This window comes from Pseudomonas donghuensis (assembly GCF_000696345.2).
Taxonomy (GTDB): domain Bacteria; phylum Pseudomonadota; class Gammaproteobacteria; order Pseudomonadales; family Pseudomonadaceae; genus Aquipseudomonas; species Aquipseudomonas donghuensis.
The window spans coordinates 1-25,495 of sequence record NZ_CP071706.1; the positions used below are offsets into that span (position 1 = coordinate 1).

Annotated in this window: 25 protein-coding genes and 1 pseudogene; 13 read left to right on the forward strand and 13 right to left on the reverse strand. The window is 62.4% G+C overall.

Going from position 1 to position 25,495, the window contains the following annotated elements; all coding sequences use genetic code 11:
- Both rep and BV82_RS00010 read left to right on the forward strand, forming a co-directional pair.
- Entirely contained in the window at positions 1-2,010 is a 2,010-nt protein-coding gene (gene rep, locus BV82_RS00005; protein ID WP_010225832.1) for a DNA helicase Rep, read from the forward strand.
- A gap of 63 nt (positions 2,011-2,073) precedes the next feature.
- Positions 2,074-2,646 carry a xanthine phosphoribosyltransferase gene (locus BV82_RS00010; RefSeq protein ID WP_010225834.1) on the forward strand — a complete coding sequence of 191 codons (573 nt, stop codon included), beginning with the start codon at positions 2,074-2,076 and terminating at the stop codon, positions 2,644-2,646.
- Between the two features lie 90 nt (positions 2,647-2,736).
- On the opposite strand, the gene BV82_RS00015 is transcribed toward BV82_RS00010, so the two are convergent.
- From BV82_RS00015 to dadA, 6 genes are all read right to left on the reverse strand, one after another.
- Entirely contained in the window at positions 2,737-4,650 is a 1,914-nt protein-coding gene (locus BV82_RS00015) for an acetyl-CoA hydrolase/transferase C-terminal domain-containing protein (protein ID WP_036995223.1), read from the reverse strand.
- Between the two features lie 122 nt (positions 4,651-4,772).
- Complete coding sequence (locus BV82_RS00020) at positions 4,773-5,195, reverse strand: c-type cytochrome (protein ID WP_010225838.1); 423 nt, start codon at positions 5,193-5,195, stop codon at positions 4,773-4,775.
- Positions 5,196-5,334: 139 nt separating this feature from the next.
- Positions 5,335-5,883 carry a cupin domain-containing protein gene (locus tag BV82_RS00025; RefSeq protein WP_010225839.1) on the reverse strand — a complete coding sequence of 183 codons (549 nt, stop codon included), beginning with the start codon at positions 5,881-5,883 and terminating at the stop codon, positions 5,335-5,337.
- 108 nt (positions 5,884-5,991) lie between these two features.
- Positions 5,992-7,065 carry an alanine racemase gene (gene alr / locus BV82_RS00030; RefSeq protein WP_010225841.1) on the reverse strand — a complete coding sequence of 358 codons (1,074 nt, stop codon included), beginning with the start codon at positions 7,063-7,065 and terminating at the stop codon, positions 5,992-5,994.
- Positions 7,066-7,162: 97 nt separating this feature from the next.
- Positions 7,163-7,516 (reverse strand): RidA family protein, encoded by a 354-nt coding sequence (locus BV82_RS00035; RefSeq protein WP_010225843.1) that lies wholly within the window; start codon positions 7,514-7,516, stop codon positions 7,163-7,165.
- A complete protein-coding gene (gene dadA / locus BV82_RS00040; RefSeq protein WP_010225845.1) occupies positions 7,488-8,789 on the reverse strand; it encodes a D-amino acid dehydrogenase in 1,302 nt (433 codons plus the stop codon). Before dadA ends, BV82_RS00035 begins: the two co-directional genes overlap by 29 nt.
- 156 nt (positions 8,790-8,945) lie before the next feature.
- On the opposite strand from dadA, the gene dadR reads away from it, so the two are divergent.
- Positions 8,946-9,434, forward strand: a complete 489-nt coding sequence (gene dadR / locus BV82_RS00045; protein ID WP_008366790.1) for a transcriptional regulator DadR — start codon at positions 8,946-8,948, stop codon at positions 9,432-9,434.
- A gap of 3 nt (positions 9,435-9,437) precedes the next feature.
- Here the strand turns inward: dadR and BV82_RS00050 are convergent, their stop codons facing one another.
- Positions 9,438-9,791 carry a YkgJ family cysteine cluster protein gene (locus tag BV82_RS00050; RefSeq protein WP_010225850.1) on the reverse strand — a complete coding sequence of 118 codons (354 nt, stop codon included), beginning with the start codon at positions 9,789-9,791 and terminating at the stop codon, positions 9,438-9,440.
- A 114-nt stretch (positions 9,792-9,905) separates the two neighbouring features.
- On the opposite strand from BV82_RS00050, the gene BV82_RS00055 reads away from it, so the two are divergent.
- Positions 9,906-11,210, forward strand: coding sequence for an NAD(P)/FAD-dependent oxidoreductase (locus BV82_RS00055; RefSeq protein WP_215444971.1), 1,305 nt, complete (start codon positions 9,906-9,908; stop codon positions 11,208-11,210).
- On the opposite strand, the gene BV82_RS00060 is transcribed toward BV82_RS00055, so the two are convergent.
- Positions 11,207-11,437 carry a DUF1127 domain-containing protein gene (locus BV82_RS00060; RefSeq protein ID WP_010225855.1) on the reverse strand — a complete coding sequence of 77 codons (231 nt, stop codon included), beginning with the start codon at positions 11,435-11,437 and terminating at the stop codon, positions 11,207-11,209. The genes BV82_RS00055 and BV82_RS00060 overlap by 4 nt on opposite strands.
- Positions 11,438-11,615: 178 nt before the next feature.
- Here BV82_RS00060 and BV82_RS00065 point away from each other — a divergent pair, with 178 nt between their 5' ends.
- Both BV82_RS00065 and BV82_RS00070 read left to right on the forward strand, forming a co-directional pair.
- Positions 11,616-13,046: an aminotransferase-like domain-containing protein gene (locus tag BV82_RS00065; RefSeq protein ID WP_036995226.1), complete on the forward strand. Its 1,431-nt coding sequence runs from the start codon at positions 11,616-11,618 to the stop codon at positions 13,044-13,046.
- Positions 13,047-13,105: 59 nt separating this feature from the next.
- Positions 13,106-14,662 carry a phospholipase D family protein gene (locus BV82_RS00070; RefSeq protein WP_036995227.1) on the forward strand — a complete coding sequence of 519 codons (1,557 nt, stop codon included), beginning with the start codon at positions 13,106-13,108 and terminating at the stop codon, positions 14,660-14,662.
- On the opposite strand, the gene BV82_RS00075 is transcribed toward BV82_RS00070, so the two are convergent.
- On the reverse strand, positions 14,659-15,798 hold the full coding sequence (locus BV82_RS00075; protein ID WP_036995228.1) for an MFS transporter: 1,140 nt from the start codon (positions 15,796-15,798) through the stop codon (positions 14,659-14,661). The two genes, BV82_RS00070 and BV82_RS00075, sit on opposite strands and share 4 nt — an antisense overlap.
- Before the next feature lie 86 nt (positions 15,799-15,884).
- Positions 15,885-17,378, reverse strand: a complete 1,494-nt coding sequence (locus tag BV82_RS00080) for an aldehyde dehydrogenase (protein ID WP_036995229.1) — start codon at positions 17,376-17,378, stop codon at positions 15,885-15,887.
- Between the two features lie 197 nt (positions 17,379-17,575).
- On the opposite strand from BV82_RS00080, the gene BV82_RS00085 reads away from it, so the two are divergent.
- Positions 17,576-17,935, forward strand: a complete 360-nt coding sequence (locus tag BV82_RS00085; protein WP_010225865.1) for a cupin domain-containing protein — start codon at positions 17,576-17,578, stop codon at positions 17,933-17,935.
- 81 nt (positions 17,936-18,016) lie between these two features.
- Complete coding sequence (locus BV82_RS00090; RefSeq protein WP_036995231.1) at positions 18,017-18,220, forward strand: hypothetical protein; 204 nt, start codon at positions 18,017-18,019, stop codon at positions 18,218-18,220.
- Between the two features lie 95 nt (positions 18,221-18,315).
- On the opposite strand, the gene rpmG is transcribed toward BV82_RS00090, so the two are convergent.
- Both rpmG and rpmB read right to left on the reverse strand, forming a co-directional pair.
- Complete coding sequence (rpmG, locus tag BV82_RS00095) at positions 18,316-18,471, reverse strand: 50S ribosomal protein L33 (protein ID WP_010225867.1); 156 nt, start codon at positions 18,469-18,471, stop codon at positions 18,316-18,318.
- 11 nt (positions 18,472-18,482) lie between these two features.
- A complete protein-coding gene (gene rpmB, locus BV82_RS00100; RefSeq protein ID WP_010225868.1) occupies positions 18,483-18,719 on the reverse strand; it encodes a 50S ribosomal protein L28 in 237 nt (78 codons plus the stop codon).
- A 362-nt stretch (positions 18,720-19,081) separates the two neighbouring features.
- Here rpmB and BV82_RS00105 point away from each other — a divergent pair, with 362 nt between their 5' ends.
- Complete coding sequence (locus tag BV82_RS00105) at positions 19,082-20,671, forward strand: ABC transporter substrate-binding protein (RefSeq protein ID WP_036995232.1); 1,590 nt, start codon at positions 19,082-19,084, stop codon at positions 20,669-20,671.
- Here BV82_RS00105 and radC read toward each other — a convergent pair.
- Positions 20,668-21,342, reverse strand: coding sequence for a RadC family protein (gene radC / locus BV82_RS00110; protein WP_010225870.1), 675 nt, complete (start codon positions 21,340-21,342; stop codon positions 20,668-20,670). The genes BV82_RS00105 and radC overlap by 4 nt on opposite strands.
- A gap of 133 nt (positions 21,343-21,475) precedes the next feature.
- Here radC and coaBC point away from each other — a divergent pair, with 133 nt between their 5' ends.
- The 4 genes and pseudogenes from coaBC to BV82_RS00130 form a co-directional block, all read left to right on the forward strand.
- Positions 21,476-22,684 carry a bifunctional phosphopantothenoylcysteine decarboxylase/phosphopantothenate--cysteine ligase CoaBC gene (gene coaBC / locus BV82_RS00115; protein ID WP_010225871.1) on the forward strand — a complete coding sequence of 403 codons (1,209 nt, stop codon included), beginning with the start codon at positions 21,476-21,478 and terminating at the stop codon, positions 22,682-22,684.
- Between the two features lie 6 nt (positions 22,685-22,690).
- The gene (gene dut, locus BV82_RS00120) at positions 22,691-23,146 is read left to right on the forward strand and encodes a dUTP diphosphatase (protein WP_010225872.1); all 456 of its coding nucleotides are present in this window, start codon (positions 22,691-22,693) and stop codon (positions 23,144-23,146) included.
- A gap of 83 nt (positions 23,147-23,229) precedes the next feature.
- Positions 23,230-23,955, forward strand: a complete 726-nt coding sequence (locus BV82_RS00125; RefSeq protein WP_215444972.1) for a hypothetical protein — start codon at positions 23,230-23,232, stop codon at positions 23,953-23,955.
- 149 nt (positions 23,956-24,104) lie between these two features.
- A pseudogene (locus tag BV82_RS00130) lies at positions 24,105-25,481 on the forward strand (phosphomannomutase/phosphoglucomutase); the annotation flags it as partial.
- Positions 25,482-25,495: the final 14 nt, after the last annotated feature.

Genomic DNA, 25,495 nt, shown 5'->3' on the forward strand with positions numbered 1-25,495 from the left:
ATGTCCCGACTCAACCCTCGGCAACAAGAAGCCGTGAACTACGTCGGCGGCCCTCTTTTGGTGCTCGCCGGTGCTGGCTCCGGCAAAACCAGCGTGATCACCCGCAAGATCGCGCACCTGATCCAGAACTGCGGCATCCGCGCCCAGTACATCGTGGCCATGACCTTCACCAACAAGGCCGCGCGGGAGATGAAAGAGCGGGTCGGCACCCTGCTGCGCAAGGGCGAAGGCCGCGGCCTGACCGTGTCGACCTTCCACAACCTGGGCCTGAACATCATCCGCAAGGAGCATGAACGGCTGGGCTTCAAACCGGGCTTCTCGATCTTCGACGAGACCGACGTCAAAGCCCTGATGACCGACATCATGCAGAAGGAATACTCGGGCGACGACGGCGTCGACGAGATCAAGAACATGATCGGCGCCTGGAAAAACGACCTGATCCTGCCACCCGAGGCCCTGGAAAAGGCCCGCAACCCCAAGGAGCAGACCGCCGCAGTGGTCTATGCGCATTACCAGCGCACCTTGCGGGCGTTCAACGCGGTGGACTTCGACGACCTGATCCTGCTGCCGGTCAAGCTGTTCCAGGACAACCCCGACGTCCTGGAGAAGTGGCAGAACAAGGTGCGTTACCTGCTGGTCGACGAATACCAGGACACCAACGCCAGCCAGTACCTGCTGGTGAAAATGCTGATCGGTACGCGCAACCAGTTCACCGTGGTCGGCGACGACGACCAGTCGATCTACGCCTGGCGCGGCGCGCGGCCCGAGAACCTGATGTTGCTCAAGGACGACTACCCTTCGCTGAAGGTGGTGATGCTCGAGCAGAACTACCGCTCCACCAGCCGTATCCTGCGCTGCGCCAACGTATTGATCTCGAACAATCCGCACGCCTTCGAAAAGCAGCTGTGGAGCGAGATGGGCCATGGCGACGAAATCCGCGTGATTCGCTGCAAAAACGAGGAAGCCGAGGCCGAACGGGTGGCCATGGAGATCCTCAGCCTGCACCTGCGCACCGACCGGCCCTACAGCGACTTCGCCATTCTTTACCGGGGCAACTACCAGGCCAAGCTGATCGAGCTGAAGCTGCAGCACCACCAGGTGCCGTATCGTCTGTCAGGCGGCAATAGCTTCTTCGGACGCCAGGAAGTCAAAGACCTGATGGCCTACTTCCGCTTGCTGGTAAACCCGGACGACGATAACGCCTACCTGCGGGTGATCAACGTGCCGCGCCGGGAAATCGGCTCGACCACCCTGGAAAAGCTCGGCAACTACGCCACCGAGCGCAAGGTTTCGATGTACGCCGCCAGCGAGGAGCTGGGCCTCGGTGAGCACCTGGACAGCCGCTACACCGACCGCTTGCAGCGCTTCAAGCGCTGGATGGACAAGGTCCGCGAGCAGGTCGCGCTGGAAGACCCGATCGCTGCCCTGCGCAGCATGATCATGGACATCGACTACGAGAACTGGATTCGCACCAACAGCTCCAGCGACAAGGCTGCGGATTTTCGCATGAGCAACGTCTGGTTCCTGATCGAGGCGTTGAAAAACACCCTCGAGAAAGACGAAGACGGTGGCATGACCATCGAAGAAGCCATCGGCAAGCTGGTACTGCGCGACATGCTCGAGCGCCAGCAGGAAGAGGAAGACGGCGCCGAAGGTGTGCAGATGATGACCCTGCACGCCTCCAAGGGCCTGGAATTCCCCTACGTGTTCATCATGGGCATGGAGGAGGAAATCCTCCCCCACCGTTCCAGTATCGAAGCCGACACCATTGAAGAAGAACGGCGCCTGGCCTACGTCGGGATTACCCGCGCCCGTCAGACCCTGGCCTTCACCTTTGCCGCCAAGCGCAAGCAATACGGCGAGATCATCGATTGTTCGCCGAGCCGCTTCCTGGACGAGCTGCCCGACGACGACCTGGCCTGGGAGGGCCTGGACGACGCGCCGACCGAAGTGAAGGCCGCTCGCGGCAACAATGCACTGGCCGATATCCGTGCCATGCTCAAACGTTAGATAATCAACCTTTGCTGCGGCGTATTGCCGTGGCCACTCTTGCTACATCGAGGAAATACCACAGTGGAAGCACTGCACCAGAAGATTCGCGAAGAAGGCATCGTGCTTTCCGATCAGGTTCTCAAAGTCGATGCGTTTCTCAACCATCAGATCGACCCTGCGCTGATGCAACTGATTGGCGACGAGTTCGCCCGTCTGTTCGCCGATTCGGGTATCACCAAGATCGTCACCATCGAAGCCTCGGGCATTGCCCCGGCGGTGATGACCGGCCTGAAGCTGGGCGTTCCGGTGATTTTCGCGCGCAAGCACCAGTCGCTGACCCTGACCGAAAACCTGCTGGTGGCTTCGGTGTATTCCTTCACCAAGCAGACTGAAAACACCGTGGCGATCTCCCCGCGCCACCTCAACAGCAGCGACCGCGTGCTGGTGATCGACGACTTCCTGGCCAACGGCAAAGCCTCCCAGGCGCTGATCTCGATCATCAAGCAAGCCGGTGCCACCGTTGCCGGCTTGGGTATCGTCATCGAGAAGTCGTTCCAGGGCGGCCGCGCCGAACTGGACAGCCAGGGCTACCGCGTTGAATCGCTGGCTCGGGTGAAGTCGCTGGAAGGTGGCGTGGTTACTTTCATCGAGTAATTTGCGCTGGCCTCATCGCTGGCAAACCAGCTCTCACAGATACTGCATACCGCGGACCTTGTGGGAGCTGGCTTGCCAGCGATAGCGTCCTCAACGGAACGCTGTTGCCTGCAACCCCGCCAGCAACAAGCGCTGATACAAGTCCTCCTTCAGCCCCTGCGGCTGCGCCAACCCCATCCGTGCCAACTGCGCAGGAAACGCCTCGGGTGCCGGTGCATCCAGCGCCGCCTTGCCCAGCTCCAGCACCTCGCTCAGCTTGAACTTGCTCTTGAGCCAGTTCAGCGCACGCAATAAATCACGCTCTTCAGCGGTGAAGTCACTGCCCAGCGGATACTCGGGGAACAACCGTGGGTGCCTTTCGCGCAGCGCCTGCAAACGCTGCGGGGTGTTCTCGGTGAAGCGCTGATCAAGGTGGAAATCCTTCGGCAACTTGCCGGCCTGCTGGGCTCGCTCGATCAGCTCGGGCTGGAAGCGTGAGTCCGTGATCGCCAGCAACCGGGCAATCACCTCGGCATCAGTCTGCCCACGCAGATCGGCAATACCGTACTCGGTAACGACGATATCGCGCAGGTGCCGGGGGATGGTGCAGTGACCGTACTCCCAGACCAGGTTGGAGCTAACCTCGCCGCCCGCCTCGCGCCAGCTGCGCAGCAGCAGGATCGAGCGCGCGCCTTCGAGTGCATGGCCCTGGGCGACAAAGTTGTACTGCCCGCCCACCCCGCTGAGTACCCGGCCATCTTCCAGCTGATCGGCCACCCCGGCGCCCATCAAGGTCATGGTGAACACCGTGTTGATAAAGCGTGCATCCCGGCGCTGCAGACGCTTGAGCGACTCCTGGCCATACAGCTCGTTGATGTAGCTGATGGCGCTCATGGCAAAGCGTTTGCGCAGGCTTAGCGGCATTTCCCGCAAGCGCTGGTAAAACGCCTGAGGGCCAAGAAAGAAGCCGCCATGCACCAGTACCCCCTGGTCATCCAGCTCGCCGTTGTTGGCCGCCTGCTGGCGCGCCTCGTCAGGGTAGACCGGACGGCGGATGATCCCGGCTTCGACCAGTGCCAGCAAGCCGTTGACGAACATTTCGCTACAGCCATACAGGCCGCGGGCGAAGGGCTGGATGCCACCTTCACGCTCGACCAGGGTTTGCCAAGGCGTCAGGTCAAGCTCAGCCAGCAACGCCTGGTAAGCCTCACTGTCCGCCTGACGCGCCAGCAGCCCGGCGGTCAGCGCATCGCCCATGGCACCGATGCCGATCTGCAGGGTGCCGCCATCGCGCACCAACGTGCTGGCATGCAGGCCGATGAAATGGTCTTGAGTGGTGACCGGCATGTTCGGTGTGGAAAACAACCGGGTGCATTCCGGGCTGTCGATCAGCAGGTCGAAATCGTCCCTGGGCAGCTCCGAAGCGCCCGGCATGTAAGGCAGTTGCGCATGCACCTGGCCGAGCAACAGGATGGTTTCACCGGCTGCCCGGCGGCGGGCGATCATCGGCAGCAGGTCAAGGGTGATGTCCGGGTTGCAGCTCAGGCTCAAATGCCCGGGATGCGCCGGGTCTTCGGCAACCAGTTGCGCCACCAGGTTCAAGCCCTTGGCGTTGATATCGCGGGCGGCATGGCTGTAGTTGCTGCTGACGTAGTCCTGCTGGGCCATGGCGCTGTGCAGCAGGCTGCCCGGTTGCAGGAAGAACTGCTCGACACGGATGTTTGCCGGCAACTGGTCGCGGCGCAGGTCGTGCAGGTAGTCCAGTTCGAGGTAGTCGGCGAACACCCGCTCGATGAAGGGTTCAAGGAAGCGCCGCTGCAAGCCGTCGCCCAGGTCCGGGCGGCCCAGGCTCAAGGCGGTGTAGATAGTCAGTTGCCGCTCGGGCAACTGGCGAACCCGCGCATACAGGGCATTGACGAAGCGGTTGGGCTTGCCCAGCCCCAGCGGCAGGCCCATGTGAATGTGCGCGGGCAGGCGCGCCAGCACCTGGTCTACGGCATCGTCGATCGAACAGCGGTGCGCCATCTCGGCCTCCTGCGGCATTCCTTGACCACGTTGGAGCGAGCATGCCGCCAGATTGCTGCGCTGACCAGCGCTAAAAAGCACAAAGCCCGCACGTGGCGGGCTTTGTTGGGCAAGCGCTGGGCTTACAGGCCGGACATCTTCTTGATGGCGCCCTTGAGGTCGTCATCCGAGCAATCGGCGCAGGTGCCTTTCGGCGGCATGGCGTTGATACCGGTAATGGCCTTGGCAAGGATGCCGTCCAGACCGCCCTGGTGGTCGGAGCGCGCTTTCCAGGCAGCGGTGTCGCCGATTTTCGGCGCGCCAAGCAGGCCACTGCCGTGGCAAGCGTTGCAGTGCTTGGCGATGATTTCATCCGGGGTCTTGGCACCGCCGCCGCCAGCAGCCGCTGCGACTTCCATACCCTTGCATTCCTGACCCTGTACACACACCTGGCCGACCGGTTCCAGTCGCTTGGCGATGTCGTCGTTGGTCGCAGCTTGTGCGCTGACTGCCCAAAGGGCCAATACGGCAGCTGGTACGGCCAGCATTTTCTTGATTAGATTCACGCGTACACCCTCATGGTGGCTAGTCACGCCTGCGGCCACGGTTTCGCAGGCGGCGCAAGTATAACGGGAACCCTGCCTCACCGAAACAACCCTAGTGTCCAAAGGGTCTTAGCCGCGACAATCCGCCGCGCAGTACCCGCTAGAAGTTGGCCGGAGTCGCCGCGCTGATAAGCCGGGCCGGCTCATCGTAAGGATTGCGGAAACGGTGCGGCTTGGTACTTTCAAAATAGTAGCTGTCGCCCGCTTCGAGGATGAAAGTTTCCAGGCCCACCACCAGTTCAAGGCGGCCTTCAAGGAGAATGCCGGTCTCTTCGCCATCATGGGTGAGCATTTCTTCGCCGGTATCGGCACCCGGCGGGTAGACCTCGTTGAGAAAGGCAATGGCCCGACTCGGGTGCGCCTTGCCGACCAGTTTCATGGTCACCGCACCGTCCGAAATGTCGATCAGCTCGTGGGCTTTATAGACGATCTGGGTAGGGTTTTCCGGTTGCAGCTCTTCGGAAAAGAACTCGACCATCGACATCGGAATACCGCTCAGCACCTTGCGCAGCGAGCTGATGGAGGGGCTGACGCTGTTCTTCTCGATCATCGAGATGGTGCTGTTGGTGACGCCCGCACGTTTGGCGAGTTCACGCTGTGACAGGCCCTTGAGCTTGCGAATGGCTTGCAGTCGTTCACCGACGTCCAATGCTGGAGCCCTCCTAAACGAACGAGTGGGGTCGAAATTGAACGTTATCATCGCAACAGCGTTCAGTATTTACAACACTTCGACCCGCAGCCTGTCCGCTTTGGCGCTTTAATCGCCGCTGTAGTCCAGCGGTACGCGCTTGAGGTTGCAGAAAATCTGGTAGGGAATGTTGCCGGCATGCATGGCCACTTCGCTGGCCAGCACGTTTTTGCCCCACAGCTCCACCGGACTGCCGAGGCCCGCTTCCGGCACGTCGGTCAGGTCAATGCAGAGCATGTCCATCGACACCCGACCGATCAGTTGGGTGCGCTTGCCGGCCACCAGCACTGGTGTGCCGTTTGGCGCCTGGCGCGGATAGCCGTCGGCGTAACCCATGGCTACCACACCAACCCGGGTCGGCCGCGGGCTGACAAACTTGGCGCCATAACCTACAGGCTCACCGGCCGGTAGCTCACGGACGCTGATCACTCGCGATTGCACGGTCATCACCGGCTGCAGGCGCGCAGCTTCTGCCTGGGGTACGTCGAACGGCGTGGCACCGTACAGCATCAGGCCCGGGCGCACCCAATCGCTGGGCACATTCGGCCAACCGAGCACGGCCGGCGAGTTGCGCAGGCTGATCTCGGCGCTCAGGCCCTGGCGCGCAGCCTGGAACACCGCCAGCTGTTCGTTGCTGGCATCGCTGTCGAGTTCGTCGGCACGGGCGAAGTGGCTCATCAGCACGATGCGCGCAACCTTGCCGCTGGCCAGCAGGCGCTGGTACGCGGCCTGATAGTCCTTGGCATGCAGGCCAACGCGGTGCATGCCCGAGTCGAGCTTGAGCCAGACAGTGATCGGCTTGCTCAGGTGCGCCTGCTCGATGGCTTCCAGCTGCCACAGCGAATGCACCACGCACCACAGGTCGTGCTGGACGATCAGTTGCAGTTCGCTGGCTTCGAAAAAGCCTTCAAGCAGCAAGATCGGCGGTTTGATCCCGGCTGCGCGCAACTCCAGCGCCTCTTCGATACAGGCCACGGCAAAACCATCGGCCTGCTGCTCAAGGGCCAGGGCGCAACGCACGGCACCGTGACCATAGGCATCGGCCTTGATCACGGCCAGGGCTTTGGCTCCGGTCAGTTCGCGGGCAAGTTGATAGTTGTGACGCAGGGCTTGAAGATCGATCAGGGCACGGGCAGGACGCATGACGGCAGCCTTCTGGGCAGTCTGGTTAGAAGTAAAAAACCCGGTGCTCAAAAGGCAACTGGTCGGCCGCCTGCGGCACCGGGCGAGGGATCGGGTGTTACGGCAGGGCGGCGACCACCGACAGCTCGATGAGGATTTCCGGTTCGCACAGCTTGGCTTCAACGGTGGCACGGGCCGGGGCGACGCCTTTTGGCAGCCACTTGTCCCACACCGCGTTCATACCCTGAAAGTGCGCGTCGATGTCCTTGAGGTAGATGGTCACCGAGAGCAGGCGGCTCTTGTCGGTGCCGGCCAGGTCCAGCAGGCGCTCGATGTTGGCCAGGGTCTCGCGGGTTTGCTGCTCGATCCCGGCGTTCATGTCGTCACCCACCTGGCCCGCGAGGTACACGGTGCCGTTGTGGGTAACGATCTGGCTCATGCGCTCATTGGTGAGCTGGCGCTGGACTGACATGCTTGGCAGGCTCCTGGTGTTTTCCGTAGCGAGAGATATCGAGGCCTTCGGCACTGATTTGCGGCTTCTTGCGCGCAATCAGGTCGGCCAACAGCCGACCGGAACCGCAGGCCATGGTCCAGCCCAACGTACCGTGACCGGTGTTGAGGAACAGGTTGCGGAACGGCGTGGCTCCGACAATCGGCGTACCGTCCGGGGTGGTCGGGCGCAGGCCGGTCCAGAAACTGGCTTGGCTCAGGTCGCCGCCATGAGGATAAAGGTCGTTGACGATCATCTCCAGGGTTTCGCGTCGACGCGGGTTCAGCGACAGGTCAAAACCGGCGATTTCGGCCATGCCGCCAACGCGGATGCGGTTGTCGAAACGGGTGATCGCGACCTTGTAGGTTTCGTCGAGAATGGTCGAAGTCGGCGCCATCGCCGGGTCGGTGATCGGTACCGTCAGCGAATAGCCCTTGAGCGGGTAGACCGGGGCCTTGATGCCCAGCGGTTTGAGCAGCTGCGGCGAGTAGCTGCCCAGGGCCAGCACGTAGCGGTCGGCGGTTTCCAGCTTGCCATCGATCCACACGCCGTTGATGCGGTCTCCGGCGTAGTCCAGGCGCTGAATGTCCTGGCCAAAGCGGAATTCGACACCGAGCTTGATCGCCATTTCCGCCAGGCGGGTGGTGAACAGCTGGCAGTCGCCGGTCTGGTCGTTGGGCAGGCGCAGGGCACCGGCAAGAATGTCGGTGACGTTGGCCAGGGCCGGTTCGACGCGGGCGATGCCTTCGCGGTCGAGCACTTCGTACGGCACGCCGGACTGCTCGAGGACGGCAATGTCCTTGGCGGCGTTGTCCAGTTGCGCCTGGGTGCGGAACAGTTGCGTGGTACCGAGGGTACGGCCTTCGTAGGCAATGCCGGTTTCGGCACGCAACTCGTCGAGGCAGTCACGGCTGTACTCGGACAGGCGCACCATGCGCTCCTTGTTCACCGCATAACGGCTGGCGGTGCAGTTGCGCAGCATTTGCGCCATCCACAGGTACTGGTCGATGTCGGCGGTGGCCTTGATGGCCAGGGGCGCGTGACGCTCCAGCAGCCACTTGATGGCTTTGAGCGGCACACCCGGGGCCGCCCAGGGCGAAGCGTAACCAGGCGAGACCTGGCCGGCATTGGCAAAGCTGGTTTCCATGGCGACTGCCGGTTGGCGGTCGACCACGACGACTTCAAACCCTTGCCGTGCCAGATAGTAGGCACTGGCGGTTCCGATCACACCGCTACCAAGCACCAGAACTCGCATGTTTAATACCCTCGACGCAGCGTACCGCTGACATTTGTTGTTAATGGCATAGATGCGCGCAGTATAGGAAGGTATGACCAGTGCTTTTCACTATATAAAAGCCTATATTTGGCGAGAATTCTCGGCAAGGTTGGCTTTTACGGAGGGGCATCCACTATGAGAACCCAGCACCAAAGCAAACGTGAACTGGACAAGATCGACCGCAATATCCTGCGCATCCTGCAGGCAGATGGGCGCATCTCGTTTACTGAACTGGGCGAAAAGGTCGGCCTGTCGACCACCCCCTGCACCGAGCGGGTCCGGCGCCTGGAGCGCGAAGGGATCATCATGGGCTACAACGCCCGGCTCAACCCGCAGCACCTGAAGGGCAGCCTGCTGGTGTTCGTCGAAATCAGCCTCGACTACAAGTCAGGCGACACCTTCGAGGAATTCCGACGTGCCGTGCTGAAGTTGCCGCACGTGCTCGAGTGCCACCTGGTCTCCGGCGACTTCGATTACCTGGTCAAGGCGCGGATTTCCGAGATGGCTTCCTACCGCAAGCTGCTCGGCGACATCCTGCTCAAGCTGCCGCACGTGCGCGAGTCGAAGAGCTACATCGTCATGGAAGAGGTGAAGGAAAGCCTCAACCTGCCGATTCCGGACTGAGGCTCAGACCAGCACCTGCCGGGTGCTGGCGATGTACTGGTGCACCAGCTTTTCGGCGTGTGGGTCGATCATCTCGGCCGGGGCCCGGCCATTGGGGCATGGCAGCTTGGGAGTGGTACCGAACAAGCGGCAGATCAGCGGCCGCTCTTCGTACACGGTGCAGCCGTTGGGGCCCAGGTGCACGCAGTTCAGTTCCGCCAGTGCGGCCTCCTGCTCGGCGGCGCTCTTGCGCGGCAGGCGGGCCATTTCTTCCGACGAAGTGGTTACCGGCCCGCAGCAGTCGTGACAGCCCGGCACGCATTCAAAGGATGGGATCTGCTCGCGCAGGAAGCGGATCTTGTGGCTGTTGCAACTCATGGCGGCCTGCGGCAAAGAAGGGTGGCGCACTATTTTGCCCTACGGTTGCCCACCCCTGAAAGTGCAGCTTATCCTGCGTAAAATTTTCCAAACACTCAGAACCAGGACATCGCCATGAACGCCGGCGTTCAGCAGCCCGCCTCGCACACCGCTTCCTACTACGCTGCCAGCAGCGCCCCACAGGCGAATTATCCACAGCTGCAGGGCGAACTGAGCTGTGACATCTGCGTGGTGGGCGGTGGTTTTTCCGGGCTGAACACGGCGATCGAACTGGCCGAGCGCGGCCTCAACGTGATCCTGCTGGAAGCTCGCAAGATCGGCTGGGGCGCCAGCGGGCGCAATGGCGGGCAACTGATTCGTGGCGTCGGCCACGGCCTTGAGCAGTTCACCCCAATCATCGGTTGTGATGGCGTGCGCGAGCTCAAGCTGATGGGCCTGGAAGCCGTGGACATCGTCCGCGAGCGAATCGAACGCCACAGCATCGACTGCGACCTGACCTGGGGTTACTGCGACTTGGCCAACAAACCCCGCGACCTGGAGGGGTTCGCCGAGGATGCCGAAGCGCTGCGCAGTCTCGGCTATCGCCACGAGTTGCGCCTGGTGCAGCCTGAGCAGATGCACAGCGTGGTCGGCTCGGACCGCTACGTCGGCGGCCTGATCGATATGGGCTCCGGGCATCTGCACCCGCTCAACCTGGCACTGGGCGAAGCGGTCGTCGCCAGCAAGCTGGGCGTGCGCCTGTTCGAGCAATCCGCAGTGACCCGCATCGATTATGGCCCGCAGGTACGCGTACATACTGCACAAGGCTCGGTGCTCGCCAGCACCCTGATGCTCGGCTGCAATGCCTACCTGAACGACCTGAATGCCGAGCTTGGCGGCAAGGTGCTGCCCGCCGGTAGCTACATCATCGCCACCGAACCCCTGAGCGAGGCCCGGGCCAGCCAGTTGCTGCCGCAAAACATGGCCGTGTGCGACCAGCGCGTGGCCCTGGACTACTACCGCTTGTCCGCCGATCGGCGGCTGTTGTTCGGTGGCGCCTGCCATTATTCCGGGCGCGACCCGAAAGATATCGCCGCCTACATGCGGCCGAAAATGCTCAAGGTATTCCCACAGCTCGCTGATGTGCGCATCGACTATCAATGGGGCGGAATGATCGGCATCGGCGCCAACCGCTTGCCACAGATCGGCCGCCTGCCCGACCAGCCCAACGTGTACTTCGCCCAGGCCTATTCCGGCCATGGCTTGAATGCCACTCACCTGGCCGGCAGGCTGCTCGGTGAAGCCATCAGCGGCCAGCATGGCGGGCGCTTCGACCTGTTCGCCCGGGTACCGCACATCACCTTCCCGGGCGGCAAGCACCTGCGCTCGCCGCTGCTGGCCCTGGGCATGCTCTGGCACCGCATGAAAGAGCTGGTCTAGGCACGCCAGAAAGGTTTCAAACCTTCTTCGCGCGCCTGCTCCGGGGTCAGGCCGACGTCGCGCAGTTGCGCTGCGTCCAGTTCCAGCAGCGCCCTGCGGGTATGCCAGCGATGGATCATCAGACCCCAGCGACTGAGGCCGGTGGGCGCACTGAACAGCTGGGCGCGCTGCTCACGGCTCAGTTCTTCGGCATACAGTTTCAGGCGCACATCGCTCATGCCGCTCATTGCTTGTTACCTCCAGGGTGTGTGAACCGTGGAACAAGCATGCGCGTCAGTGCAAGACCATTACAGATCCAAAGACTGACTATTACTTCCATACAGAATTGGCACATTTCCTACTGAATGCTGTATTTTTTCCTCATCTGTATTGGTCATTTGCTGTAGCCGTCTTCCGGAGTATGCCATGACGCTGTACATCAACCTCGCCGAGCTGCTTGGCGCTCGCATCGAACAAGGCCTGTACCGCCCCGGCGATCGCTTGCCGTCGGTGCGCGCCCTGAGCATCGAGCATGGGGTCAGCCTGAGCACCGTGCAGCAGGCCTACCGCCTCCTGGAAGACAACGGCCTGGCTGCGCCGCGGCCCAAGTCTGGCTACTTCGTCCCCAATAACCGCAGCCTGCCTGCCCTGCCCGCTGTCAGCCGCCCAGCCCAGCGCCCAGTGGACATTTCCCAGTGGGAGCAGGTCATCGAGCTGATCCGCAGCGTACCGAGCAAGGACGTGGTTCAACTGGGCCGTGGCATGCCCGACATTACCAGCCCGACCCTCAAACCGCTGCTGCGCAGCCTGGCCCAGCTTAGCCGTCGTCAGGACATGCCCGGCCTGTATTACGACACCATCTGCGGCACCCTGGCCCTGCGCGAGCAGATCGCCCGGCTGATGCTCGATTCCGGCTGCACGGTCAGCCCGGCCGACCTCGTGGTCACCACCGGCTGCCATGAGGCGCTATCCACCAGCATCCGCGCAGTGTGCCAACCCGGCGATATCGTGGCGGTGGATTCGCCCAGCTTTCATGGCGCCATGCAAACCCTCAAGGGCCTGGGCATGAAAGCCCTGGAAATCCCCACCGACCCCCTCACCGGGATCAGCCTCGAAGCCCTGGAACTGGCCCTGGAACAATGGCCGATCAAGCTCATCCAGATCACCCCGAACTGCAACAACCCGCTCGGCTACATCATGCCCGAGGCGCGCAAGAAGGCGTTGCTGACCCTGGCGCAACGCTTCGATGTAGCGATCCTCGAAGACGATGTGTATGGCGACCTTGCCTACACCTACCCCAGACCGCGGACCATCAAGTCCTTCGACGAGGACGGCCGGGTGCTGCTGTGCAGCTCCTTCTCCAAGACACTCGCTCCGGGCTTGCGCATTGGCTGGGCAGCCCCCGGCCGCTACCTGGAACGGGTGCTGCACATGAAGTACATCAGCACCGGCTGCACGGCGACCCAGCCACAACTGGCGATCGCCGACTTCATCGAAGGCGGCCACTACCAGCCGCACCTGCGGCGCATGCGCAGCCAGTATCAGCGTGGCCGCGACCAGATGAGCGACTGGGTGGCCCGTTACTTTCCACCAGGCACCCGCGCCAGCCGGCCCCAGGGCGGATTCATGCTCTGGGTGGAATTGCCGGAAAGTTTCGACACGCTGCGCCTGAACCGGGCTTTACTTGGGCAGGGAGTGCAGATTGCCGTCGGCAGTATCTTCTCGGCCTCGGGCAAGTACCGTAATTGCCTGCGCATGAACTTTGCCGCACGCCCCTGCACCGAGATCGAAGCGGCAGTGCGCAAGGTTGGCGAGACCGCCATTCGTCTACTGGCCCAGGAACACAGTGACGGGTAACTTTTCACCGCCGCTCGCGGTCCATATCCATACGCCCAGTTGTAACAGGACGAATTTTCTTGAGAAGCCAGCGAGTGCTGCCACTACTGCTGTCGCTATTGCTCGGCCTGAATGGCTGCGCCAGTGTCAGCCAGCCACGGGAAGTCAGCCAGGCCCTACCGGCCAGCGACTCGGCATTCGGCCGCTCAGTACAGCGCCAGGCCTCGGCCTACGACGGGCGCTCCGGGTTTCGCCTGCTGCCCAACAGCAATGAAGCCTTCCGCGCCCGCGCCGAACTGATCCGCAACGCCCAATCGAGCATCGACCTGCAGTACTACATCGTCCATGACGGCCTCAGCACGCGTGCCCTGGTGCATGAGTTGCTACAAGCGGCCGACCGCGGTGTACGGGTGCGCATCCTGCTCGATGACACCACCAGTGACGGCCTCGACGAATTGATGGGCACCCTGGCTGCACATCCGAACATCCAGATACGTGTATTCAACCCCTTGCACCTGGGCCGCAGCACTGGCGCGACCCGGGCCATGGGCCGCCTGTTCAACCTGTCGTTGCAGCATCGGCGCATGCACAACAAGCTGTGGCTGGTGGACAACAGCATGGCCATCGTCGGCGGGCGCAACCTGGGCGATGAGTATTTCGATGCCGAACCCAACCTGAACTTCACCGACATCGACCTGCTCGGCGTCGGCCCAGTGGCCGAACAGCTGGGGCATAGCTTCGATCAGTACTGGAACAGTGCCCTGAGCAAGCCGATCGGCGACTTCCTGCTCAGCCATCCCGACGCTGGCGACCTACGTGACAGCCGCCAGCGCCTGGAGGCTTCACTGGCCGAGGCGCGGATCAAACGCAAGGCCCAGTACGAGCGGCTGATGGCCTATCAGACTCGACCGCGCCTGGATGTCTGGCGCAACGAGCTGATCTGGGCCTACAACCAGGCGCTCTGGGACGCGCCAAGCAAGGTCCTGGCCCGCGATGAGCCCGACCCGCAGCTGCTGATGACTCAACAGTTGGCGCCTGACCTGAACAATGTGCAGCATGAGTTGATCCTGGTCTCGGCCTACTTCGTGCCCCGCGAGTCAGGCCTGCTGTACCTGACCAGCCGCGCCGACAACGGCGTCTCGGTCAAGCTGCTGACCAACTCCCTGGAAGCGACCGATGTGCCCGCCGTGCATGGTGGCTACGCACCGTATCGCAAGGCGCTGCTCGAGCACGGTGTCCATCTGTACGAATTGCGCCGCCAGCCTGGCGAGCCGAGCTCACGTCGGGCCATGCGCTTTCATAGCAGCTCCGACTCCAGCCTGCACAGCAAGGCTATCGTCTTCGATCGCAAAAAGACCTTCATCGGTTCATTCAACTTCGATCCCCGCTCGCTGCTGTGGAACACCGAAGTCGGGGTGCTGGTCGACAGCCCGGAGCTGGCCGAGTACACCCGCGAGCTGGCGGCCCAGGGCATGGCCCCGGCCCTCAGCTATCAGCTGCAACTGATCGACGGCCAATTGGTCTGGGTTACCGAAGACAATCATCGCCTGCACACCCTGACCACCGAGCCCGGCGGGCTGTGGCGGCGCTTCAACGCCTGGATCAGCAAGGCTGTGGGCCTGGAGAAGATGCTCTAGACCGGCGCCGGCTCGAAGGCATCGGGGCGCCTTGCCAGCAGCACCAGACCGAATGCCCCTGCCGCCATGAACAGCGGCAGCGCATGGCCACTGATCCACTGGCTGCCCGCCCCTGCCGCCAGCGGCCCGATCAGGCAGCCGATGCCCCACAGCTGCGCAACGTGGGCATTGGCGCGTACCAGTGCATCATCGCGGTAACGCTCGCCGATCAGCACCAGCGACAAGGTGAACAGGCCACCGGCACTGGCGCCGAACAGCACCCACAGCGGCCAGATCAACGGCGTTTGCAGCAGCAACGGTATCGCCAGGCTGGAGCCCAGTAGCATCACCGCACAGCCGCTGAACAGCGTACGCCTGGACATACGGTCGGCCAGCGCGCCAATCGGTAGCTGCAGCAGCGCATCACCGACCACGACGGTGCTGACCATGAACAGGGCGATTTCCGTGGTGAAGCCTTGCTGCAGGCAGTAGACCGGCAGCAAGGTCAGAATCATGGCCTCGAAGGCAGCAAACAGCGCGATGGCCCAGGCAATCACCGGCAGGCGCCGGCAGAAGCCGAACAGATCAGTAAAGGTCACGCTGCAGGACTCGGCACTGGGTGCACCATCGCGGCCGAGCAGCACCAGCGGCGCGGCAATCAGCAGGCCGGCTCCGATCCAGAAACCCAGGTCATCTTCCGAGCCCACCACGCCGAGCAACAACGGCCCGGCCAGCTGACTCAAGGCATAGCTGCTGCCGTATAGCGCCACCAGACGTCCGCGCCACTGCTCGACCACCAGTTGGTTGATCCAGCTTTCACCAAGGATGAAGACGATGGTGAGGATCACCCCGATCAGCAAACGCAGGGCCAGCCACAACGGATAGCTGGGCAGCAGTGCCAGCAAACCAATGGAAAACGCCCCGGCCCACAGGCACAAGCGCATCAACCCCGGCGTACCGAAGCGTGCGGCCAGACGGCTGGACAGACTAGCACCGACCAGCACGCCGATGGCCGGCATCGCCGCCATCACGCCAATGGCAAAACTGCCGTAGCCCCAGCCTTCCAAGCGCAACGACACCAGCGGCATGCTGACGCCCAAGGCCAGGCCGACACTGAGCACGGCCGCCAGCACGGCGAAATAGGTTCCCCAGCGCACGCTGTCTTCCTCCAGAAACAATCGCGGGACAAGCCCGCTCCCACACTGTGGGAGCGGGCTTGTCCCGCGATAAGGGCACCCAGGACTTACAGTTTGATCCAGGTGGCTTTCAGCTCGGTGTACTTGTCCAGCGCATGCAGCGACTTGTCGCGGCCGTTGCCCGACTGCTTGAAGCCGCCGAACGGTGCGGTCATGTCGCCGCCATCGTACTGGTTGACCCACACGCTGCCGGCGCGCAGGGCCTTGGCGGTCAGGTGCGCCTTGGAGATGTCAGCGGTCCACACACCGGCAGCCAGGCCGTACGGGGTGTCGTTGGCGATGTTGATCGCCTCCTCGACGCTGTCGAAGGTAATGACCGACAGTACCGGGCCGAAGATCTCTTCCTGGGCGATTTTCATGGCGTTGCTGACGCCGTCGAAAATCGTCGGCTCGACGTAGGTGCCACCGGTTTCCTCGAGGATCCGCTTGCCGCCCACCAGCAGCTTGGCGCCATCGCTGTGGCCGGCTTCGATGTAGGACAGCACAGTGTTCATCTGCTGGGTATCGACCAGGGCACCCACGGTGGTGGCTGGGTCCAGTGGGTTGCCCGGCTTCCAGGCTTTGAGCGCTTCAAGCACCAACGGCAGGAACTTGTCCTTGATCGAGCGCTCGACCAGCAGACGCGAACCTGCGGTGCAGACTTCGCCCTGGTTGAAGGCGATGGCGCTGGCGGCAGCTTCGGCGGCGGAGTTGAGGTCCGGAGCGTCGGCGAAGACGATGTTCGGGCTCTTGCCACCGGCTTCAAGCCAGACCCGCTTCATGTTCGACTCACCGGCATAGATCATCAGCTGCTTGGCGATCTTGGTCGAACCGGTGAACACCAGGGTATCGACATCCATGTGCAGGGCCAGGGCCTTGCCGACGGTGTGGCCATAACCTGGCAGCACGTTGAGCACACCGGCCGGGATACCGGCCTCGATCGCCAGCTGGGCGATGCGGATGGCGGTCAGTGGCGATTTTTCCGAAGGCTTGAGCACCACCGAGTTACCGGTGGCCAGGGCCGGGCCGAGTTTCCAGCAGGCCATCAGCAGCGGGAAGTTCCACGGCACGATGGCGGCAACTACACCCACCGGCTCGCGCGTCACCAGACCCAGTTGATTGTGCGGGGTGGCGGCGACTTCGTCGTAGATCTTGTCGATCGCTTCACCGTTCCAGCTCAAGGCCTGGGCGGCACCCGGTACGTCGATGTTCAGCGAGTCGCTGATCGGCTTACCCATGTCCAGGGTTTCCAGCAGGGCCAGCTCTTCGACGTTCTTCTTGAGCAGGCCGGCGAAACGAATCATGGTGGCCTTGCGTTTGGCCGGAGCCAGGCGCGACCAGACGCCAGAGGCAAACGTGGCGCGGGCATTTTCTACCGCGCGCTTGGCATCGGCCTCGTCGCAGCTGGCGATCTGCGCCAGGAGGCGTCCGTCGACCGGGCTGAGGCACTCGAACGTGGCGCCGGAAACGGCCGCGGTGTATTCACCATTGATGAAGGCACGGCCTTCGATCTTCAATTGCTGGGCACGCTGTTCCCAGTCCGCACGAGTCAGGGTGGTCATACGAAACTCCTCCTCTTGTTAAGGTGCAGTGCCGCACGAGGGCTTGGGGGCACTGGCGAAAATTCTGGCTGGGCGACACAGGCGCACAGGCACCTGTCACCCTAAACCACCGGCACCCTAATTTTCAATATATTTGACATAATCACATCAAACACCTACTGATGTTCATTTTATTAAACAACAAAAGGGGCCCGACCATGAGCATTAACCAAATCATCGACTTTGCCCAGGTGCTGACCGAGGCGGAACGCTACCGCCCCGCGGCGGAAAAGGTACTCAAGGGCGACCCCGAGCAGGCGGTCTTCAACCATTACTCCAGCCCCTGTGCACAGTTTCATGCAGGCGTCTGGGAAGGGGCGGTCGGGCAGTGGACCGTCAATTACACCGAACACGAGTATTGCGAAATCGTACAAGGGGTATCGGTGCTGCGTGATGAGGCGGGCGAGGCGAAAACCCTGCGCGCTGGCGACCGCTTCGTGATTCCGGCGGGCTTCAAGGGTACCTGGGAAGTGCTGGAGCCGTGCCGCAAGATCTATGTGATGTTCGAGCAAAAATAGATAACTACCACTCGAGCAGGGCTTGCCCAACCGAGCATGGCGTTGCCCAACCGGGCATTCAATCACGAAGGAAGCAACGTCATGACCAATGAAGAAGCCCTGCAACAGATCGATCACCTTATCGGTAGCCGCTATGTGACCAGCGTCAAGGCCTACGTCAGCGAGCTGACCGGTCGTGACCGCGTCGTCGGCATCGATGAACGCTCGACTCGCGAGTATGATCCAGAGCGGATTCAGATCGAGGGGGATGCGGACGGCAGGATTAAAGCGTTCGCCTTCAACTGATCGACGGCCGGGTTTAGGCCCGGGTGCAGAAAAAGCAGCATAAAAAAAGGGCCCGTATCCAGAGATACGGGCCCTTTTTTCGTCAGCCGGATCAATTACTTGATCTTGGCTTCCTTGTAGATCACGTGCTTGCGAACAACCGGATCGAATTTTTTGATTTCGATTTTGTCCGGAGTGGTGCGCTTGTTCTTGTCGGTGGTGTAGAAGTGGCCGGTATTAGCGGTCGACACCAGACGGATCAATTCACGCATGATTCTCTCCCTTAGACCTTAGCGCCGTTACGGCGAATGTCGACCAGAACGGCATCAATGCCGCGCTTGTCGATGATGCGCATGCCTTTGGCAGATACGCGCAGACGCACGAAACGCTTCTCGGACTCGACCCAGAAGCGATGATGCTGCAGGTTCGGCAGGAAACGACGACGGGTTTTGTTGTTTGCGTGGGAAATGTTATTCCCGGTTACCGGACCCTTACCGGTAACTTGACAGACTCTCGACATGCCTCAGCCCTCTAAAACCACATGCCCAACCCGGCATGGGTTGGCCGCTTAATCTCTCAGTCTTTGGCGCCAGGCGCCGTGTTTCTTCAGGGTCTTATCGACTCGGTCAGCAGATGCGACAAGCCGAGCCCCTAGAAAAGAGCGCTGCTTTATACCAGAAAGACCAGAGCACAACAACAGAAGATGTGCTTTGACTTGCTGTTCGACACGCCGGAGCAGCATAACCACTGGCCCGGCAAGCTGTCGACCGCTCGTCGCTCGATCGGCAAAAAAGGATATGGTCATTTGCGCCCCAGCGCACTAGGGTAGGACTTTTCCAGACTGCACTGGCAGATGGGCCACCGATCAGCCAAGGAATCCCCATGCGCGCTGCCGTTCTACCCCTGTTGTTCGCCACCCTGCTCGGCCCGGCTTTCGCCCAGGCGGCTGCGCTGAGCGTGTGCACCGAAGCCAGCCCCGAAGGCTTTGACGTGGTCCAGTACAACTCGCTGAGTACCACCAATGCCTCGGCCGACGTGCTGATGAACCGCCTGGTCGAGTTCGACGCGCGCCAGGGCCAGGTAGTGCCGAGCCTGGCCGAAAGCTGGACGGTATCGCCGGACGGCCTTATCTACGAGTTCAAGCTGCGTCCGGGGGTGAAATTCCACAGTACCGGCTACTTCAAGCCCAATCGCACGCTGGACGCCGACGACGTGCTGTTCAGCTTCCAGCGCATGCTCTACCCCGCCCATTCCTGGCACAAGATCGCCCAGAACGGTTACCCGCACGCCCAATCGTTGCAACTGCCAAGCCTGATCAAGCAGATCGAGGCCCCAGACCCGCTGACCGTGCGCTTTACCCTCGACCACCCCGACGCCACTTTCCTGGCCACGCTGAGCATGGGCTTTGCTTCGATCTACTCCGCCGAGTACGCCGACCAACTGCTCAAGGCCGGCACTCCGGAGAAGCTCAACAGCCAGCCAATCGGCACCGGGCCGTTCGTCTTCAATCGCTTTCAGAAGGATGCCGTGATCCGCTACCGGGCAAACGCTGATTACTTTGCCGGCAAACCGGGTGTCGACCCGTTGATCTTCGCCATCACCCCCGACGCCAACGTGCGCCTGCAAAAACTCAAGCGCAACGAGTGCCAGATCGCCCTGTCGCCAAAACCGCTGGATATCGCCGCGGCCAGCGAGGATCCGACCCTGAAGGTAGAAAAGACCGAAGCCTTCATGACCGCGTTCGTCGCCATCAATAGCCAGCATGCACCACTGGACAAGCCGGAGGTACGCCAGGCCATCAACCTCGCGTTCGACAAGACCAGCTACCTCAAGGCGGTGTTCGAAGACACCGCGGTGGCTGCCAATGGCCCCTACCCGCCCAATACCTGGAGCTACGCCAAGGACCTGCCCGGCTATCCGGCCAACCTCGACAAAGCCCGGGCACTGTTGGCCAAGGCCGGCCTCAAGGACGGCTTCAGCACCACCATCTGGACCCGCCCGCAAGGCAGCCTGCTCAATCCCAACCCGAGCCTGGGCGCACAATTGCTGCAGGCGGACCTGGGCAAGATCGGCATCAAGGCCGAGATCCGCGTGATTGAATGGGGTGAGCTTATTCGCCGGGCCAAGGCGGGTGAGCATGACTTGCTGTTCATGGGCTGGGCCGGGGATAACGGCGACCCGGACAACTTCCTCAGCCCGCAGTTTTCCTGCGCGGCGGTCAAGTCCGGCACCAACTTCGCACGCTTTTGCGACCAGCGCCTCGATCAGTTGATCAGCGCCGGCAAGACCACCAACGACCAGAGCGTGCGCAGCCGCCTGTACCAACAGGCGCAGACGCTGATTCAGCAACAGGCCTTGTGGCTGCCCCTGGCCCACCCGACGGCGGCCGTGCTGGCGCGCAAGGATGTCCAGGGTTACCAGGTCAGCCCGTTCGGTCGCCAGGACTTCGCCGGGGTCAGCACCTCGCGCTAGAGCCAGCCGTGCTCGGCCATCGACAGCGGCTCGCCGTCGCCGATGACGAAGTGGTCGAGCACGCGCACTTCGATCATGTCCAGCGCCTTGGTCAGGCGCCGGGTCAGGACCAGGTCGGCATCGCTAGGCTCGCTCACGCCTGAAGGATGGTTGTGGCAGAGGATCAACGCCGCGGCGTTATGTGCCAGGGCGCGCTTGATCACCTGCCGGGGATAGACGCTGGCGCTGTTGATCGAGCCCTGAAACAACGCCTCGAAGGCCAGCACCCGGTGCTTGCTGTCGAGAAACAGGCAACCGAAAACCTCATGCGGCTCGTGGCGCAGGCGCGCCTTGAGGTAGTCCTTGACCGCCTGGGGGCTCTGCAGGGCTGAATCGCGCCGCAGGCCCTCGGCCAGGTGGCGCCGGGACATTTCCAGCACGGCCTGCAATTGGGCGAACTTTGCCGGGCCCAGGCCGAGCTCGCCATTGAAGCTGCGGCTGTCTGCCTCCAGCAGCCCGCGCAGGCTGCCGAAGCGCCCGAGCAGATGCCTGGCAAGGTCGACCGCGCTACGCCCACGCACTCCGGTGCGCAAAAAAATCGCCAGCAGCTCGGCATCCGACAGGTTGCCCGCCCCCGACTCCAGCAGTTTTTCCCGCGGCCGCTCCGCCGCAGGCCAATCCCTGATACTCATGACAATTCCCTCTGTCTTTCGGTTACTGCTCCCGGTTTGAGCCCTGTGCTACATTAGCCGCTCATTTTTACGCGACGAACCGGCCTGGGGAGGCGTCGTCGCCGCGTGTAATCACTGAGCAAAAGGCAAGCCTATGCAGCGGCTGTATCGGAAGCGCATCGTTCTCGGCGTCGGCGGCGGCATCGCCGCCTACAAGAGTGCCGAGCTGGTTCGCCGACTCCTGGAACACGGCGCCCAAGTGCGCGTCGTCATGACCCGTGGCGGGGCCGAATTCATCACCCCGCTGACCATGCAGGCCCTGTCCGGCCACCCGGTGCACATGGACCTATTGGACCCTGCTGCCGAAGCGGCGATGGGCCATATCGAGCTGGCCAAGTGGGCCGACCTGGTGCTGATTGCCCCAGCCACCGCCGACCTGCTCGCGCGCCTGGCCCAGGGTGTCGCCGACGATCTGCTGACCACCCTGGTGCTGGCTACCGATGCCACCGTGGCCGTGGCCCCGGCGATGAACCAGGCGATGTGGCGCGACCCGGCCACCCAGGCCAACCTTGAGCTGCTGCAAAGTCGTGATATCCAGGTGTTCGGCCCGGCCTCCGGCAGCCAGGCCTGTGGCGATGTGGGCCTGGGCCGCATGCTCGAAGCCACTGACCTGGCCTGGTGCGCCGCCGAGACCTTCAAGCGCGAGTCGCTGACCGGCAAACACGTGCTGATCACTGCCGGCCCGACCCAGGAAAACATCGACCCGGTGCGCTACATCACCAACCACAGCTCGGGGAAAATGGGCTTTGCCCTGGCTGAAGCCGCCGTGGAAGCTGGCGCCAAGGTGACGCTGGTGACCGGCCCGGTGAACCTGCCGACACCCGATCGCGTCACCCGCATCGACGTGGTCAGCGCCCGCGACATGCTCGCCGCCTGTGAAGCCGCCATCCCCTGCGATGTGTTCATCGCCTCGGCAGCAGTCGCAGACTACCGCCCAGAAGTGGTGGCCCCGCAAAAACTCAAGAAAGACCCTACGACAGGTGACGGCCTGCTGCTGCAGATGGTCCGCAACCCGGACATTCTCGCCAGCATCTCCACCCGTCCTGACCGCCCGTTCAGCGTCGGCTTTGCCGCCGAGACCGAACACTTGCTCGATTACGCCGCGCGCAAGCTCAAGGACAAGAACCTCGACCTGATTGTCGCCAACGATGTGGCCAACCCCAGCATCGGCTTCAACAGCGAGGAGAACGCCTGCAGCGTCATCGACCGTCAACTTCACGCAACAGTTTTCGCGCAGACCAGCAAGGGCAAGATTGCCCGCCAGCTGGTAGCCTTCATTGCCGAACGTCTTAACCAGGTTTAACTTCGCATGCACGCTCTACAAGCCAAGATTCTCGATCCACGCATCGGCAGCGAGTTCCCGCTGCCGCAGTACGCCACCCCAGGCTCTGCCGGTCTCGACCTGCGCGCCATGCTCAAGCAAGACACCGTCCTCGAGCCAGGCCAGACCCTGCTGATCCCTACCGGCCTGTCGGTGTACATCGGCGATCCGGGCCTGGCGGCACTGATCCTGCCGCGCTCGGGCCTTGGCCATAAACATGGCATCGTCCTCGGCAACCTGGTCGGCCTGATCGACTCCGACTACCAAGGCGAGCTGATGGTCTCGTGCTGGAACCGCGGCCAGACCCCATTCACCATCGCCATCGGCGAGCGCATCGCGCAGCTGGTGCTGGTACCAGTGGTACAGGCGCACTTCGATATCGTCGAAACCTTCGACGAAAGCCAGCGTGGCGCTGGCGGCTTCGGTCATTCCGGTAGCCATTGAGGCACTTCCAGCAGGTGCTACCGGGGCTACTGATTGCCCTGGCTGGCCTGCTTGCGGGCGTACTACTGACTTGGTTCACCGCAGTGCTGCCTGGCCAGCGTGACCACCGTAACAACCTGGCTTACGCCCAGGCCGGTGCACTCGTATCGCACCTGGACGCCTCGATCATTGGCGTCACCCGCGAGGTGGACGCCCTGATCAGAAGCCCGGTGGTACTGGCATTGGTACAGTCACCTGACCCACAAAAGCTGCTCGGCGCATTCGCCCACCTCGACGGCCTGGTGGCGGCACAGTTGCTCAAACCTGGACAGGCCGCTTCGAGCCCACCCATGAGCGAGCCCGTGCTCGACATGGTCCGGCGCGCCGAGCGCGGCGTAGCGCCTGCCCTTGAAGCCTATCCTGAGGCTGGACAGCAACGGGTTTACAGCGTCACCGCACTGCGTGAGTCCGCTGACGCCCCCGTACAAGCCATTCTGGTGCTCACATTCGCGCTCTCACGCTTCACTGACCCACTGCAGCGCGATGCGGGTACGCTTGGTCAGATGCGACTGACACAATTGGTGTTCAACGACCCACCCGTCGAGCTTTTCAGCCACGGCCACAGCCAGGCGCCGGCACTGCACCAGCTGGGTACTGCCAACGCCACCTGGTCCTTGGGGTTTCAGCCCGGCCCCTTGATCGAGAACGCCTCGGCATTCAGGCTCAACCCCTGGTTGCTGCTCGCCGCCTTTCTGGCGTTAACCGGCCTGGTCGGCGGCTTATGGTTAACCGCCAGACGGTCCAAGAATGGAGCGGTAAACAACAGCTGAATGCAGACAGAACAAACTGTATCCGCGAACTCTGTCGCGAAAATGCCGTCAAAGGCGGACATATTGACTCGCGCAGTGGCTGCCGCTGACGCATTCAGCAACCCTTTCAGATTGGAGTTTCCCAGGTGACCAGCATGGAACGAGTGACCCCGAACCTTCCCGCCAGTATCTTTCGCGCCTACGATATCCGTGGCGTGGTCGGTGACACCCTGACCGCCGAGACCGCCTACTGGATCGGCCGCGCCATCGGCGCCCAGACTCTGGCCCAGGGTGAGCCGAACATCTCGGTCGGCCGCGACGGGCGCCTGTCAGGGCCAATGCTGGTCGAGCAACTGATCAAGGGCCTGGTCGAAGCCGGCTGCAAGGTCAGTGACGTTGGCCTGGTACCGACCCCCGCCCTGTACTACGCCGCCAACGTACTGGCCGGCAAGTCCGGGGTGATGCTCACCGGCAGCCACAACCCGCCGAACTACAACGGCTTCAAGATCGTCATCGCCGGCGACACCCTGGCCAACGAGCAGATCCAGGCACTGTTGACCCGCCTGCAAACCAACGACCTGAGCCGCGGCGAAGGCAGCGTCGAGAAAGTCGAAATCCTCGAGCGCTATTTCAAGCAGATCACCGGCGATATCAAGCTGGCGAAGAAGCTCAAGGTGGTGGTGGACTGCGGCAACGGCGCGGCTGGTGTGATTGCCCCGCAGCTGATCGAAGCCCTGGGCTGCGAAATGATCCCGCTGTTCTGCGAGGTCGATGGCAACTTCCCCAACCACCACCCGGACCCGGGCAAGCCTGAGAACCTGGTCGACCTGATCGCCAAGGTCAAGGCAACCGGCGCCGACCTGGGCCTGGCCTTCGATGGCGATGGTGACCGCGTCGGCGTGGTCACCAACACCGGCAACATCGTTTACCCCGACCGCCTGCTGATGCTGTTCGCCCAGGACGTGCTGGAGCGCAATCCGGGTGCCGAGATCATCTTCGACGTCAAATGCACCCGCCGCCTGACCCCGCTGATCGAGCAATACGGCGGCCGCGCGCTAATGTGGAAGACCGGTCACTCGTTGATCAAGAAGAAGATGAAGCAGACCGGCGCCCTGCTCGCCGGAGAGATGAGCGGCCACATCTTCATCAAGGAACGCTGGTATGGTTTTGACGACGGCATCTACAGCGCTGCGCGCCTGCTGGAGATCCTCAGCAAGGCCAAAACCGATGCTGAACAGCTGTTTGCTGCGTTCCCAAACGATATTTCCACGCCGGAAATCAATATTGATGTGACCGACGAGGGTAAATTCAGCATCATTGATGCACTGCAACGCGACGCCGACTGGGGCGACAACGCCAACCTGACCACCATCGATGGTGTACGGGTCGACTACCCCCACGGCTGGGGCCTGGTTCGCGCCTCCAACACCACGCCGGTGCTGGTATTGCGCTTCGAGGCCGACAATGACGCCGAACTGCAGCGTATCCAAGAGGTATTCCGCGCCCAGCTGAAGCGCGTTGCCCCTGACCTGCAACCCAAGTTCTGACCGACTATCTGTTC

What these genes read in the sequence shown, in the direction of transcription:
- dadR (WP_008366790.1), top strand. Translation starts at nt 8,946, where the DNA reads ATGAGAACCCAGCACCAAAGCAAACGTGAACTGGACAAGATCGACCGC.
- BV82_RS00060 (WP_010225855.1), bottom strand. Translation starts at nt 11,437, where the DNA reads ATGAGCGGCATGAGCGATGTGCGCCTGAAACTGTATGCCGAAGAACTG.
- rpmG (WP_010225867.1), bottom strand. Translation starts at nt 18,471, where the DNA reads ATGCGTGAATTGATCCGTCTGGTGTCGACCGCTAATACCGGCCACTTC.
- alr (WP_010225841.1), bottom strand. Translation starts at nt 7,065, where the DNA reads ATGCGTCCTGCCCGTGCCCTGATCGATCTTCAAGCCCTGCGTCACAAC.
- BV82_RS00015 (WP_036995223.1), bottom strand. Translation starts at nt 4,650, where the DNA reads ATGGCGCACCGCTGTTCGATCGACGATGCCGTAGACCAGGTGCTGGCG.
- BV82_RS00065 (WP_036995226.1), top strand. Translation starts at nt 11,616, where the DNA reads ATGACGCTGTACATCAACCTCGCCGAGCTGCTTGGCGCTCGCATCGAA.
- BV82_RS00035 (WP_010225843.1), bottom strand. Translation starts at nt 7,516, where the DNA reads ATGTCAGTCCAGCGCCAGCTCACCAATGAGCGCATGAGCCAGATCGTT.
- BV82_RS00055 (WP_215444971.1), top strand. Translation starts at nt 9,906, where the DNA reads ATGAACGCCGGCGTTCAGCAGCCCGCCTCGCACACCGCTTCCTACTAC.
- dadA (WP_010225845.1), bottom strand. Translation starts at nt 8,789, where the DNA reads ATGCGAGTTCTGGTGCTTGGTAGCGGTGTGATCGGAACCGCCAGTGCC.
- BV82_RS00080 (WP_036995229.1), bottom strand. Translation starts at nt 17,378, where the DNA reads ATGACCACCCTGACTCGTGCGGACTGGGAACAGCGTGCCCAGCAATTG.
- dut (WP_010225872.1), top strand. Translation starts at nt 22,691, where the DNA reads ATGCACGCTCTACAAGCCAAGATTCTCGATCCACGCATCGGCAGCGAG.
- rpmB (WP_010225868.1), bottom strand. Translation starts at nt 18,719, where the DNA reads ATGTCGAGAGTCTGTCAAGTTACCGGTAAGGGTCCGGTAACCGGGAAT.
- BV82_RS00105 (WP_036995232.1), top strand. Translation starts at nt 19,082, where the DNA reads ATGCGCGCTGCCGTTCTACCCCTGTTGTTCGCCACCCTGCTCGGCCCG.
- radC (WP_010225870.1), bottom strand. Translation starts at nt 21,342, where the DNA reads ATGAGTATCAGGGATTGGCCTGCGGCGGAGCGGCCGCGGGAAAAACTG.
- BV82_RS00090 (WP_036995231.1), top strand. Translation starts at nt 18,017, where the DNA reads ATGACCAATGAAGAAGCCCTGCAACAGATCGATCACCTTATCGGTAGC.
- BV82_RS00085 (WP_010225865.1), top strand. Translation starts at nt 17,576, where the DNA reads ATGAGCATTAACCAAATCATCGACTTTGCCCAGGTGCTGACCGAGGCG.
- rep (WP_010225832.1), top strand. Translation starts at nt 1, where the DNA reads ATGTCCCGACTCAACCCTCGGCAACAAGAAGCCGTGAACTACGTCGGC.
- BV82_RS00050 (WP_010225850.1), bottom strand. Translation starts at nt 9,791, where the DNA reads ATGAGTTGCAACAGCCACAAGATCCGCTTCCTGCGCGAGCAGATCCCA.
- coaBC (WP_010225871.1), top strand. Translation starts at nt 21,476, where the DNA reads ATGCAGCGGCTGTATCGGAAGCGCATCGTTCTCGGCGTCGGCGGCGGC.